The following is a 14,413-nucleotide window of genomic DNA, read 5'->3' on the forward strand; positions in this document are numbered from 1 at the left end:
TTCCAATAAAAAAGCAGTTCACTAAGAACTGCTTTTTTGCATTGTGTTGTTTACATTTGCGATTGAATATAATTCTGTAAACCAACCAATTCAATCAGACGAATTTGTTTTTCTAACCAATAAGTATGGTCTTCTTCAGTATCTGCCATTTGTTGACGTAAAATATCACGGCTAATGTAATCACCATGCTCTTCACATAGCTTAACACCTTGTGCCAATTGTTCACGCACGTGATATTCAAGTTTTAAATCGGCTTTCAAACAAGAAACAACATCGGTACCGACATCAACATCTTCACGTTGCATGTTCGGAGTGCCTTCTAAAAACAATACACGACGAATCAACGCATCAGCATGTTGTGCTTCTTCTTGCATTTCATGGTCAATTCGTTCATAAATTTTAGATAGTCCCCAATCTTCATACATACGTGAATGAATCAAATACTGATCACGGGCGGCAAGCTCACCACCAATCAACATATTGAGATAATTAATCACCTCTGGGTTCCCACGCATAGAGCTCTCTCCAATTTTTTCAAATAGTATGAACATATTTGCCAATGAATGCAAAAATAAAGATGCGTAAGTTTATGATTTTTATAAAATAAAAATGAGAAACATACGCATTTCGCTTCATACTCAGTTAATTTTTAGTAAGGAAAATAAGCTGTTGAGGCAATTTTGTAGAAAGTTACCATACGTTTTAAAGCACAAAACGATGTATTTTTTTTTGTAACCATATACAACCTCACTCTCAATCTCTCACCCTAAATAAGAAGAAACTAAGTTTTTTATTGATAGAGTAAGTCTCAACCCTCTTTACTCTACCGAAAAATCATAAGCGGTTTAAACTTGATGTGACGCAATAAAAGCTAAGAATTCCTCTTCACTCATTGTTCGAATGCCGAGTTTTTCGGCTTTTTCTAATTTAGAACCCGCCTTTTCACCAGCAACCAAACATTTCGTTTTTGATGATACGCTTCCACTGACACGTGCTCCCAATGCTTGTAACATTTGAGTTGCCTCATCACGACTCAATTGACTTAAGGTCCCAGTGATTACCCAACTTTCACCATTTAAGGGCTGACGTGTCGGTGCAATCGGTGCATCCCAATGAATGCCAGCCGCAATCAAACGCTCAACAACTTCAAGATTATGTTCTGCTTGGAAAAAGTCAAAAATCCACTCGGCCGTAATATCTCCAACATCAGGTGTTTTTTTCAAACCCTCAACATCTGCCTGTCTTAATGCTTCTAAAGTTTGAAAAGTATTTGCTAGCATTCGAGCCGTTGTCTCACCGACTCCACGAATTCCGAGTGCATAAATAAAAGCAGCTAAAGTGGTTTTCTTACTGATCTCAATTGCATCTAATAGGTTTTGTACAGATTTTTCACCCATTTTCTCTATACCCAACATTTGCTCACGATGCTCATGCAAATGATAGATATCAGCAACATTATCAAGTAATTGTAGGTTCAATAATGATTCTGCCCAACGATCACCTAAGCCTTCAATATCCATTGCTTTACGTGAGACAAAATGACGTATTGCCTCTATGCGTTGAGCCGCACAGTATAAACCACCAGAACAACGGGCTAGTGCTTCACCTTCTGGCATCACCACAGGTGAAGCACATACTGGACATTGGCTAGGTAAACTCACAATTTGATATTCCTGATCAGCTAAACGCAAATCAGCCCAAACCTTTTCAACTTTAGGAATAACATCCCCACTTCGATACACACTTACCGTGTCACCTACACGTGCATCTAAACGGTGAATTTCACCAATATTATGTAAAGTTACATTAGAAACAGTGACCCCACCTACAGCAACTGGCGTTAAACGTGCAACTGGCGTTAATGTACCTGTACGTCCTACTTGCCAATCAATCTGTTCTAGAGTGGTTAATGCCGCAACAGCAGGAAATTTATAAGCAGTTGCCCAACGTGGTTCACGACTCAAAAAACCCAGCTGTTTCTGCTGTTTTAAATCATCAACCTTGATGACCATTCCATCAATTTCAATTGCTAAATCAGGACGTTTTTGTTGTACTTCTTCATAACGTTGCTGAACCTGTTCAATGCTGTCACAAACATAATGTAATTCACCAATTGCAAACCCCAATTGGTGTAACCATTGCAAACTGGCCGACATCGTTGTTAAATCATGCAAAGGTTCACATTGCGCAATTCCATAAGCATAAAATGCAAGAGGGCGAGATGCTGCAATTTGTGGATCAAGTTGTCTTAAACTCCCAGCAGCAGCATTACGTGGATTTGCAAAAGTTTTATCCCCTTTGGCTTCTTGTTCAGCATTGAGCTTATTAAAGCCAGCCTTAGGCATGAGTACTTCCCCACGAACCTCAAGTAGTGCTGGAATTTCCAAATTGTCGCTACTTAATACCTTAGGCAAATTACGAATGGTATGAACATTTTGTGTAATGAGCTCACCAGTTTCCCCATCTCCTCGCGTCACGGCACGAGTCAGTATGCCATCTTCATACCAAAGTGATATCGCTAGACCATCAAATTTAAGTTCAACATCGTACTCAATTTTTTGTTGAGGCAAACGCTCTTCAAGACGATGAGCAAAAGCGTATAACTCTTCTTGGTTAAAAACATTACCAAGCGATAGCATAGGCACATGATGCACCACTGTTTCAAATTTACTTAATGCTTGACCACCCACTTTTGATATTGGGCTATCTGATTGAATTAAATTTGGATGTTCTTGTTCCAGTGCTTTTAGCTGGTGAAATAAATGATCATACTCACTGTCCTCGATTGTCGGCTGATCCATCACATAATAAGCGTGGTTATGCTGTGCAATAATTTGAATTAGTCGACGCATTTGCATCAGGACCGTTGTAGTTTGCATAATTTCACCATTGAAAAAGGCGGATAATCCGCCAGTTAAAAACGTATTTGCTTTACTCTTTACTCAGCGCGATAGTCAATTGCTTTATGGCGCCAATGCTCTTTGAGTTGAGCTGTTAATTCTAAATTATTTTCATCATAAACCGCACCGTCAATTTCACGCGCGATCAAACCTGCAATGCTCACCATGGTGTCAAAGCCTTTTTGCACATCTTTATGTGGTAACGCCAAGAAAAAAGCAAGGCCCTGCACTTGTTCAACAGAAAGTGCTTCTAAATCAAAGCCACTTGGACCTTCAGGTGTAATACGTAATACTGAAAATAATAATGTATTGCTTTCTTCAGACTCTTCGTAACGATGAAAACAAGAGAGCTCACCATAACGAAGACCATATTTGAGTAAAACTTTTAATGTCTTATCACCAGAAAGAGCCTTACGTGGATTTGGATAAACATTAAGTGCAATGATACTGGCCGCATTCGCTAAACTACTTTCGTCATCATTACGTTGTTGTTCATGTAAATGTTTATCTAAAATCGTACTTTCTTCTTCAAATTCTTTGATTTCAGCTGTTTCGATATTCTGATTCAGATCTAGTGTATCTACAATCTTCACTTCCTCAGTTGCAGTAGGTGTCTCAGGCTGTGTTATTCCAGCTGCTTCCTTCACCGAATCAGATGTATTTTCAACCGCCTCAACTGAAGTTTCTACAAGCTTGGTTTCTGCCTCTGGTGCTACCGCTTGCGGCTCAGCAGCCGATACAGCATTTGCAGCCTCAGTTGTTGATTCAGTCGCCTGAATCTCTACTGCAGTATTTTGACCTTGCAATTGATCACGCACATGACGTGGAATAATTGGCAGTTGAGTATCCTCATCTAATTGGAGCGGCGTCTCCAATGATGGCCTTGCATCATCAGGTTTTCGCAGAAAAATTCGAAGCCCCCACAACATGATGAGGACTGCAACAATAATTCCGACGATTGTAGTATTTTGCATTCTATGACTCCGCAACTAGACCATATTCTTTTGCTTCTTCCAAATTGACACTGACCAGTTTAGAAGCACCAGGCTCAGGCATGGTGACTCCCAAAAGATCAGTTGCCATTGTCATTGCAACTTTATTATGTGTAATGTAGATGAATTGTACCTGCTCAGATAGCTCTTTTACCAAATTACAAAATCTTCCCACATTGGCATCATCAAGCGGTGCATCAACTTCATCTAGCACGCAAAAAGGTGCTGGATTAAGTCTAAATATTGCAAATACCAATGCTAAAGCAGTTAAAGCTTTTTCACCACCAGATAAAAGTGCCAAAGAACTATTGCGTTTACCTGGTGGACGTGCCATCAAACGTACACCTGATTGCCAGTCATCCTCAAGGCTGAGGGAAGCTTCACCACCATTAAAAACTTTGGGAAATAGATTTTGTAATTCCAAGTTGATTTGATCAAATGTAGACATAAACAACTTCTTGGTTTCTTGATCAATGCTCTTCATGGCATCTTTTAATTGGGCTACTGTTGTTTGTAAGTCCTCAATTTGCAGATTAAGTTGTTCAGCCCGTGCTGAAATCTCAACATATTCTTCAGAGGCTGCCAAATTCACTGCACCTAATTTAGCAAACTTCTGCTGTGCTATAGCTAGTTTTTGCTGGTGTGTTTCTAAATCAATTTCTAAACCAGTTTTTAACTCAGTTTCTAACTCAGTTAACTGTTCACTATAATGCTGTAAATCAGACTTTGCTGCTTGCCAAGCTAAACGTTGACTTTCAAGTTCCGTACGTAATTTTTCATCTTGCTGTTGCTGTTGATGGCGTGAGACAGTCAACTGTTGTTGTTTTTCTTGGACTTGATGTAACTCGGTTTGCCAATTCTGCCATGTCTCTTGTAATTTTTCAGTTTGTTGTGATTGCTCATCAAACTGTGTCTTTAAACTAGGCAGCTCAAGTTGAATTGGATCAAGAAACGTTTCAGCCTGCTCAATTTGCAACATAATTTGTTGGCGTTGTTGTTGAGTAAAAGATAAGTCTTTTGCTAACAACTCCACCTGTTGTTGATTTTGACCTGCAACACGGCGTGTCGTTTCTAACTCTTGTTGTAATTGTTGCAATAACTTTTGTTTTTCATCTACCTGTTCATTTAACTGTTCAAGTTGCTCTTGAAGTGCTTTATAAGCAGGAAGAGTCTGTTCAAGTTTAAACGATAAAGCATGCAAATCGATTTCTAAGTCATCTTTTTGCATGGCATCTTCTTCTAACTGTACTTCAAGCTGTTGCAATTGATCGTACAGTTGTTGACTTTGTAGCTCAAATGCCTGAGTTGCACTTTGCTGTTTAACCAGCTGCATATCTAGCATTTGTAGCTGTTGCTGCTGTTGTTTAAAGTGTTGCTGATCTTGCTGTAATTTTGCTTGTACAGCCTGTTGATTCTGTTCAAAAATAGCTAATTGTTTTTGTTCATCTTCATAGACATCAGTCAATTGCTCTAATTCAAGCTCAATCTGCTCCAACCGTACACGATGGCTCAGTGCACCTTGTGCTACCTGACTCGACTCATCGTAAAGCAATCCAATCACCCAATCACATCCCACATGATAACCATCAAGGCTCAGCAATGTCTGTCCTTGTTGAAGTTGTGACTGTAAATTTAATGCCTGTTCTAGATGTTCTGTAACAAAGACCTGCTGCCATAAAGAAGAATGTGGGGCAGTAATCCACTGACTTAAACCAATCAGCCCTTGAAAATTAGCCACTCCACCCTGTTCTATTTCCTTCATTTGCCGTGCAACATTCTGTTCAAAGGGCATCTCAGCATCCAAACATGTCGCGTCAATCCAGCGTGCTAAAAACTTTTCAATAATATGCGCGTGAGCTTTAGCCGAGTCAGCCAATTGTAAATGCTGCAATAGTTGTCGCTCTTTCACTGTTTTAGTTGCGCTTTGCGCTAACAGCTTTTGAATTGTCTTGCGTTCAGCTTGTAATACCTGCACTTCCGCCTGACGTTGTGTCACAGCAGTTTTGTGTTGCATACATTGTTGCTGTAACTGCTCTAAATGTAGAGCGGCTTCTTTAGATTGTTGTTCTAAGCGCTCAATAATAGCCTGTTGGTTGTTTTTATCTTGTTGTAATTGCTCAATACTACCATCGACAGACTGACTTTTAATTTGCTGTAATTGTAGTTGCAAGGTCTCTTTTTGCTGTTCAATGCGCTGAATATTTTTTGCCAAATACTCAGATTGTGACAGCATCTGTTGCTGTTGTTGCTGTTGTTTTTCAATCAGCTGGCGTTGTTGCTCAAATTGCTGTTTTAATTGACCCTGTTGCAATAGCATGGCACGTACTGATTGCTCTTTAAGTTGGGTGCTAGATTCATATTGCTGTGATTGCTCTGTTTGTTGATCAAGCTGAGCATGTAAAGTTTCTAACTGCAACTCAAGTAACTGAATTTTTTCTTTTGTTTGTTGTTTTTGCTGATTGAGTTGTTGAAGATTTTGGCTATTGTGCTGTAGTAAATTTTGCTTCTGCTCTAAGCTAAGTTTAATTTCAGCAAGCTTCTTCTCAGCTTGCTGCCATTCTTGTTGTAATGGCATAGACTGTTGAATTAAACGTTGAAACAGCTCACTGGTACTCGCTAAGTCATGTTCAACCGTAGTCATTTCTGAGCGAACCAATTTAAACTGCTCGCCCAATGTATTCATTTGTATATTATATTGTTCTTGTAAGCGTGTACTTTGTTCACATTGAAAAGATAAAATTTCAATTTTTAAACTGCGTATTTCAGTTTCTAAAGTTTTATATTGAACAGCAGACTCAGATTGGCGTTTTAATGTCTTCAGCTGAGACTTTAATTCACTTGAAATATCTTCTAAACGTTCCAAATTTAAATGGGTATGTTCTAAATGTTGCAGCGTCTCTTTTCGACGTGCTTGATAACGAGATACACCCGCAGCTTCCTCAATAAACACACGCATTTCATCTGGCTTAGCATCTACCAAACGGTTAATCATGCCTTGTTCAATAATGGCATAAGAACGTGGTCCTAGTCCTGTGCCTAAAAAAATATCGGTAATATCACGACGACGACACTTACTACCATTGAGAAAATATTCTGACTTGCCATCACGGGTGACCTGCCGACGTACAGCAAGCTCAGTATAAGCATTATATGCTCCACCTAACTTACCGTAAGTGTTGTCAAATCTTAATTCAACACTCGCCATGCCCACTGGTTTGCGCTTTGATGTCCCAGTAAAAATGACATCTTGCATGCTACCACCACGAAGTTGTCGCGCACTCGACTCCCCCATTACCCAACGAATAGCATCTATAACATTGGATTTGCCACAACCATTCGGTCCTACTACCGCAGTTCGATTAGCCCGAAAAGATAAAGTACTGCTATCGGCAAAAGATTTAAAGCCAGAGAGTTTTAAGCTGCTTAAACGCATAAAGTTCCAATTATCGACGCGATCTGCGTGCCCATGCTAGTTCAATTTGTTTCATACGTGTTAGAGATTCCAACACAAGGTTGCACAAGTGTCGGCAAAAATCTTCCATAAATAAAGTCGCTTGTTGCGAATTTCGGCTTAAAATAGCATCAATCAGCAACTTAGATAACTCTAATGCTTCTTGAAGCTCTCTTTTAGAGGTATTTAAGGTCAAAAAATAACTACGTCGTACTGACGGAAGTAATTCGCGATAAAACTTCATTAAATATGGATTAGCCACCATATCTTGTTGCTCAGCCAGATATCCGAAGAAAACATCATAGAATTTTTCTGCGCTCCCTTGCTTAGCATGTTGTTCTAATTGCGTAAAAATAGTTCGTAAAACAGCAGCCTCATGTGGACGTAAAACATCACTCATACGTTGCACGATATACGTCAATACCAGCGTACTTGAATCAAATAACCCCCGAATTTGTTGTGTCGTCATTTCTGACACAACTGCACCTCGTCGTGGATAAATTTGAATCAAATGTGTTCTTTCTAACAGCAGTAATGCTTCACGTACTGAACCCCGACTCACCTGAAGCTCCTTCGCGATACGTAACTCCTGTATACGCTCCCCCTCAACAAGTTCGCCAGTTATTATCTGCTCACTTATACGTTGAGCGATTTGCTCTGATAGATTTTCCATATCATTCAAATGCATAAATTACCTATTGTTATTTATTGTCGCCTGTATCTATACGGCCATTGTGCATTTGTAACTGATTTAAAGTGATTCTGACTATGTCACTTTTAAACTAAATTTTTTAAATTTAGCAAATCAATATATGTTGGCATTCACAAGCATAGTATTTAATTAATACCATGATAGATAAAGTAAATACCAATAAAAAACAGATATATTGCAAAACTTTTTTTCAGCAATATCGGAGAAAGCATGTGTGCTACTTTAGCTCCAAGTTTTGCAGTTATGAAACTCATCACACTTATGCCAAGAAAAGCATAGATCTGCACATAGCCAATTGCATCCTTAATTTCTCCAGAAGCTTGCTCACCAAAGAACATAAATCCAATGGCTCCAGACAGTGCAATCGGAAGTCCGCATGCAGCAGAAGTGGCAATTGCTTTTTGCATAACAACACCACAACGATTGAGATAAGGTACAGTTAAACTCCCCCCACCAATACCAAAGATTGCTGAAGCAATACCAATCAAACCACCAACTAAAGTCTGTACTGGCGCAGAAGGCAAATGTCTCGACTCATCCACCTGTACCTTTGCACCTGTAAACATTTTGTAAGCCATATACAGTACAAACACGCCAATGATCAGCTGTAAAACCTCTCCACTTAGGCGCCCAGCAATGCCTGCACCTAAAAAAGCGCCCAGCAATAAACCTGGTAAAAAATGACCAAAAACATTCCACAGTACTGCGCCTTTTTTATGGTGTGCACTCACAGAACTCAAGGAGGTAACGACTATAGTTGCCAAAGAAGTACCTAATGCCATATGCATTAATATGGATGGGTCATAGCCCATCTTTAAAAAGACTAAGTACAAAATTGGGACAATGATCAGCCCACCACCAATGCCAAACAATCCAGCACTAAATCCAGCAACTGCACCAATAGCCAAATAAATCAGGAGTTCCATAGTGTCATTTCCATGTAAAAAACAACGAATTAAACAGTAAATGAATAATCATCACGCATCTACTGATTTAAACGTGGCACATCATAGCATCATGAGATGTTTTTTTTAGAAAATAATATTGAGATCATATGCATAGACTTAGAAATTAAGCAGTTGTTAAATATTGCACCTACCCCAAAAGATATGTTTAACTCCGTTATCATTTTTGATCCAACATGAGATAATGATGGACCTAGATAGCCAACGACTACGCCAACAACTTAGTCAAGCAGCACTTCTCCCAGAAGTTCTTGTTTTAAAAAAAACTACTGCTTCAACCAATTTAGATGTACGCGAAATTGCTCAAAGTGGCGCCAACAGTATCTTAGTCAGTAGTGAAATTCAAAGCCAAGGACGTGGCCAACATCAAAGAGCTTGGGCATCGCCGCAAGGTAATGTCTATATGAGTTGCTTACTTCAAACGCAGCGACCACTTGATGGCCGTCTGGCCTTAGAAACAGCCCTGAATATTTTACAAATGCCGAGCTTACAAAATTTAGAACAATTACAAGTAAAATGGCCTAATGATTTATATCATATTCAAGGCAAATGGGGCGGTATTTTAGTAGAACCACTTGATACACAACGTGCAATTATTGGTGTGGGCATTAACCTGCACGCTTTTAGCACAGCACAGTTACACGAACAAAATATTGATCAACCCGTCTGTTCATTATCTCAGCTCGGCCTTCAATCATTAGACCGTATTTTACTTATAAGCGAACTTTATCAAGCTATTCAACAGGCTGGCCACTGGTTTAATCATGGTTGTACGCATCTAGCACAACGATTTAATCACTATGCAGCATTTATTGATCAACCTGTTGTACTCCAACAGGAGCAACAAACGCTCTTTGGCATCTTTCGCGGTATTGATGATCAAGGCTGCCTCAATATTGAAACAGTAAATGGACTACAAACCTGTTATCACGGACGTTTACGTCTACAAAACAACACGGATGCTTCGCAATGAGACGACTTTGGTTAGATATTGGCAACACCCGACTTAAATACTGGGTCACTGAAGACAATCAAATCATAGAACATGTTGCAGAACTACATTTACAATCACCAGCCGATCTATTACTCGGACTTATTCAACACTTTAAGGGATTAAAGCTTGATGAGGTTGGTATTTCCTCAGTACAAGATAAGCAAAATAACAAACGTATCAAAAAAATTTTGAAATCAATGAATATCCGTATGACTTGTGCTCAAGTTCAAGCAGAATATGCGGGTCTACGTTGTGGTTATGATGATACTACGTTATTAGGAATTGATCGTTGGTTACAGGTTTTGGCTGTTGCCTCCCCCGAAACAAATTTATGTGTTGTGAGCTGTGGTACAGCTTTGACAATTGACTTAACTTTAGGGATGCAACATCTTGGTGGGTATATTTTACCTAACCTCTATCTTCAGAGAGATTCCCTCATTCAAAATACCAAAGGGATTAAAATACCAGATGTGGCATTTGATGAATTAAGCCCAGGGCGAAATACGATTGACGCCGTACATCATGGTATATTCTTTGGCCTTCTGAGTACAATTGAGAAAGTCTTAGAACAACATCCTCGCCAACTCATCTTGACAGGTGGTGATGCAAACCTTTTTGCTGAGCATCTGCAACGCTTCAATCCCATTGTTGAACAAGATCTGCTACTCAAAGGCTTGAAAGTGTATTTAAATCAAAATAAATCTGTTGCTTAGGACAATCTATTTAAGCTTTAACTTTAGATATTGTTATCAGAGGTTTTTCTATGAATCTAAACACATTTCTTCTTTTTTTACCTGCTTGTCTCGCACTCAATATGGTACTAGGTCCCAATAATGTGCTTTCAATTATGATTGGAGCAGAACAAGGGCTAAAGTCAGCAGCAATAGCATATTTAGGTCGTTTTTTTGCTTTTATCATTTTAATTTTCATTACAGCTTTAGGCCTAGGCACCCTACTCACAGCATCTGCACAAATATTTTTAATGATCAAATTTATTGGAGCAATCTATTTACTTTGGATTGGTTACCAGCTTTTGACAAGTAAAGCGAATATGCAAGATGAAACTATGACTGCATATAATCAAGATATTAAATTACTTATAAAAAAAGATTTTAATATCGCAATTGCCAACCCTAAAGCAATTCTAATTTTCACTGCATTCTTTCCGCAATTTATCCATCTTGATCACTACTGGTCAGATTTTATGACACTAGGCGTGATTTTCTTGTGTTTAGAATTCTTTGCAGTACTATGTTATGCCTTGCTTGGTGCTAAGTTAGTAAAAATGTTAAAACGTGAAAGATTTGGCATGATCAATAAAATAAGTGGTGTACTTATGATTACTTTTGGTTTGGCATTGGCATTTATGAAAAAGCCCTCTGCTTAATCAACATCATTTTCGCATTTGGATATAATTCTTATATTAATAAAATATACAGTGGGTTGAGCATATGTATTTTCAACATAGTGCATAATTGATCTTTTCTATTTTAAGAGGTATGAAAGCTCAATTACCACTAATCTTGTTGTTTTTCAATTAGACCCACTCAATACTGCTTTGATTATCACTCTTGTAACAATACCAACACTTTCCACTGCAAATGGAGTCAATAATATTGTTAAAAAATACCCATTAGATTTAAGTTAAAATTGTAAGCTATTTATTATTTGAAAAAAATTTGAAATTGAAATATGTTTTGTTTAAAAACAAAGTTTATAAGGTTTATTAAAAAGCAACAATTCAATTAATATAAAACTTTTATTGAAATTTAAAACAACTATAATATTATTGTGAACAGGATTTATAGAAAACATTAGCACAATGGCTGAATCATATAGCCCAATACGGCTGGTTAAATGATTGTTTTTTACTTGTTAAAATAAATCCCCAATATTAAAACACTGTTCTTTATTTGAAAATTAAATAAGTACATTTAAAACCAATTATAAATATCAAACTAAACCATAAAAAAATAAAAATAAATCCTAGAACAAACATATAAAAATAAAGGGGATAAAAATGAGTAATCATTCCTTAAAAATGAAATTAGCACAAGCACAGCAAAACCGAGGACAATGTTTTTGTTTTATTATTCCCCCGAAGGTATTCGAACGTTTTTTGGAGGACAATAGTTTCTCTCAAGAGCAAAAGCAAAATTTTAAGAATGAAATAACGATAGATAACAGTTGGCGTGAATTCAAAGGACGTGAAGTAAAAAAATGCCGTAAAACTGTACGACATTTGGGCCCTCTGGATGCAGTAGATCCCACTTTTGCCCCATCCTCCAAAGTCACTATTTTTGATTGTAAAAATAGCTACAGTTTACCTGGTGCAGAAATTTTAAAGGTAGAGGAATCAGATGATCCAACGGTACAACATGTTCTTATTGAGACCCAAGCCATTATTAAATTCTTTGATTCTGTTTTTATTAGAAACTCTATTGATGATCAAGGCATCGATATTGTTTCTTCTGTTCATTATGGTGTTGCTTACAACAATGCCTTTTGGAATGGTATTCAAATGACCTATGGAGATGGTGATGGCAACCTATTCATTGATTTTACCAGCTCCAGTGATGTCATAGCCCATGAGCTTAGTCATGGTTTTATTCAATATAGCGCAGGTTTTGAATATGAAAATCAAGCAGGAGGACTGAATGAAAGTATGGCCGATGTTTTCGGTTCAATGTTTAAACAGTGGAGGAACAAACAAAATGTACATGATGCAGATTGGCTTATTGGTAAAGAAATTCTAGGTCCTGCGGCACTTTACCGTGGTTTTAGATCACTGAGAAATTTATCAAATCCATCCGATCCGAGTTGTCTTTCACCTCAACCTGCTCATTTCTCAGAGTACGTTGATGGAATGGATCCCCATGAAAGTAGTGGCATTGCTAACTTTGCATTTTATCAAGCTGCCATGCAAGTCGGAGGTTATAGTTGGGAAAAAGTAGGACAGATTTGGTACAAAGCACTCGTTGCTTTTGACCCTAACCCGCAGATGGAAATGCAATTTTTTGCAAATAGAACTCGTTTTCTAGCTAAAAAAATGTTTGCACATGACACTTCTGTTTATAAGGCAGTAAATCAAGCATGGCTTACAGTTGGTTTATAACTATTTAATTGTACAAAAGGCAGCTCTCACTATGGCAATAATATACGTAGAACGATTTGGAGGATTAGCATGTGTAGGAAGTATCCATTCTTATATCCGTAGTCACGGTAAAATCAACACATCCTCCCTATCTATAGAGGAGCTTAAACAAATAGAACGTTTGTTTAATCAACAGAAAACTGTAAATCAGTTTCCTACACGGTCTGATCAGTTTAAGTATCAACTTATACGTCAAACCCCAAATGGAAAGATTGATAAAGTCGAAGCAAAAGAAACGGACCTACCAAGTAAAGTGATTTCTTGTATCAAGGATGAAATTATTTAACGACATTACTCATTCTCTCAACTTAAAGCATTATCCTTTAATGAAAGGTATAAGATACGGTTATCAATAGCTTTAAGCATAATAAACTTGCTTATTCTCCCTGGCATGGTGGAGTAAGCAATATATTTCTTTTGTAAGAAAACTGTTTATATGCTCCACACAATTATTCATTTCGCTTTAATCTGCTTTTTTATTCACATCAAATTATAAGTTCTCTATACTTCGAATAAACTTATTGAAAATCCAACATAATGAGAATCTTAAAGCAGCTTTGTTGTAGCATCTTAATTGGTCTAAGTGTATCTAGTATGGCAGCTGAGGTCTCTATATCCAAAGACCAATCACAAAATGCTGTTCAAGCCACTAACATCATTACTTTCTTCTCAGCTCGACAGCATGGTCAAACCTTATCAACTCCAACGGCTGATCCTCAGGGAATCTATCGTGTCTTAATCTCTAAATCGAATGAAGGTTATTTGGTTCAAGACTTTTTCCAAGCCAATCATCAAGCACAAAGCTCCCCTGTCCTTTTAACTGATAATAAAGACTTAGATCGTTTTCAAGTAGAAAGTGCCGTAGGTGAGATTCGGCTTTATAATCGGCAGGGGCAATACTTTAACAAACAAATTTATAATAAAGATCATCGCATAACATATCTTGCAGGCTACTCATTAGAAGGAAAATTGTTGTTAGAACAAATCGTTAACCTAGAAAATGAAACCATTAACACCAAAATTTGGCATAGCAATGGTGTCTTAGCCTTTGATTTGACCAGTACGACCAGTATGCACCTCATTGACTATAAAGCACAGCGAAGAAATGGGCAGGCGTTTAACCCACAAACGTGTTTTATGGAGCGTAGTATTGCTCTAGATTATGTTGCTCTAGATCCTTGTGTACTACAGCTTAAAAGCTTAAATGAAAAATATGCAAAGCTGTGGGAAGCACAAATGCAATAA

The 14,413-nt window shown here is 37.9% G+C and carries 12 protein-coding genes; 6 read left to right on the top strand and 6 right to left on the bottom strand.

What is annotated here, in order from left to right:
- Nucleotides 1–50: 50 nt before the first annotated feature.
- The 6 genes from ftn to RFH42_RS11240 form a co-directional block, all read right to left on the bottom strand.
- Complete coding sequence (gene ftn, locus RFH42_RS11215) at nucleotides 51–515, bottom strand: heteropolymeric bacterioferritin subunit Ftn (protein ID WP_308975698.1); 465 nt, start codon at nucleotides 513–515, stop codon at nucleotides 51–53.
- 330 nt (nucleotides 516–845) lie between these two features.
- Nucleotides 846–2,879 (bottom strand): NAD-dependent DNA ligase LigA, encoded by a 2,034-nt coding sequence (ligA, locus tag RFH42_RS11220; protein ID WP_308975699.1) that lies wholly within the window; start codon nucleotides 2,877–2,879, stop codon nucleotides 846–848.
- 59 nt (nucleotides 2,880–2,938) lie between these two features.
- Nucleotides 2,939–3,874 carry a cell division protein ZipA C-terminal FtsZ-binding domain-containing protein gene (locus tag RFH42_RS11225; protein WP_308975700.1) on the bottom strand — a complete coding sequence of 312 codons (936 nt, stop codon included), beginning with the start codon at nucleotides 3,872–3,874 and terminating at the stop codon, nucleotides 2,939–2,941.
- 1 nt (nucleotide 3,875) lies between these two features.
- The gene (locus RFH42_RS11230) at nucleotides 3,876–7,325 is read right to left on the bottom strand and encodes an AAA family ATPase (protein WP_308975702.1); all 3,450 of its coding nucleotides are present in this window, start codon (nucleotides 7,323–7,325) and stop codon (nucleotides 3,876–3,878) included.
- A gap of 10 nt (nucleotides 7,326–7,335) precedes the next feature.
- A complete protein-coding gene (locus RFH42_RS11235) occupies nucleotides 7,336–8,031 on the bottom strand; it encodes a GntR family transcriptional regulator (RefSeq protein WP_308975703.1) in 696 nt (231 codons plus the stop codon).
- A 149-nt stretch (nucleotides 8,032–8,180) separates the two neighbouring features.
- Nucleotides 8,181–8,981 (bottom strand): sulfite exporter TauE/SafE family protein, encoded by an 801-nt coding sequence (locus tag RFH42_RS11240; RefSeq protein WP_308975704.1) that lies wholly within the window; start codon nucleotides 8,979–8,981, stop codon nucleotides 8,181–8,183.
- A 226-nt stretch (nucleotides 8,982–9,207) separates the two neighbouring features.
- On the opposite strand from RFH42_RS11240, the gene RFH42_RS11245 reads away from it, so the two are divergent.
- The 6 genes from RFH42_RS11245 to RFH42_RS11270 all read left to right on the top strand — a co-directional run bounded on the left by RFH42_RS11245 (nucleotide 9,208) and on the right by RFH42_RS11270 (nucleotide 14,413).
- Nucleotides 9,208–9,993, top strand: a complete 786-nt coding sequence (locus RFH42_RS11245) for a biotin--[acetyl-CoA-carboxylase] ligase (protein ID WP_308975705.1) — start codon at nucleotides 9,208–9,210, stop codon at nucleotides 9,991–9,993.
- Complete coding sequence (locus RFH42_RS11250; RefSeq protein ID WP_308975707.1) at nucleotides 9,990–10,727, top strand: type III pantothenate kinase; 738 nt, start codon at nucleotides 9,990–9,992, stop codon at nucleotides 10,725–10,727. Before RFH42_RS11245 ends, RFH42_RS11250 begins: the two co-directional genes overlap by 4 nt.
- 50 nt (nucleotides 10,728–10,777) lie before the next feature.
- Nucleotides 10,778–11,401: a LysE family translocator gene (locus RFH42_RS11255; protein ID WP_308975708.1), complete on the top strand. Its 624-nt coding sequence runs from the start codon at nucleotides 10,778–10,780 to the stop codon at nucleotides 11,399–11,401.
- A gap of 633 nt (nucleotides 11,402–12,034) precedes the next feature.
- A complete protein-coding gene (locus tag RFH42_RS11260; protein ID WP_308975709.1) occupies nucleotides 12,035–13,129 on the top strand; it encodes a M4 family metallopeptidase in 1,095 nt (364 codons plus the stop codon).
- 31 nt (nucleotides 13,130–13,160) lie between these two features.
- Nucleotides 13,161–13,454 (top strand): protealysin inhibitor emfourin, encoded by a 294-nt coding sequence (locus tag RFH42_RS11265; protein WP_308975711.1) that lies wholly within the window; start codon nucleotides 13,161–13,163, stop codon nucleotides 13,452–13,454.
- 251 nt (nucleotides 13,455–13,705) lie between these two features.
- Nucleotides 13,706–14,413 carry a hypothetical protein gene (locus RFH42_RS11270; RefSeq protein WP_308975712.1) on the top strand — a complete coding sequence of 236 codons (708 nt, stop codon included), beginning with the start codon at nucleotides 13,706–13,708 and terminating at the stop codon, nucleotides 14,411–14,413.

Source organism: Acinetobacter rudis, assembly GCF_031157835.1.
Taxonomy (GTDB): domain Bacteria; phylum Pseudomonadota; class Gammaproteobacteria; order Pseudomonadales; family Moraxellaceae; genus Acinetobacter; species Acinetobacter rudis_A.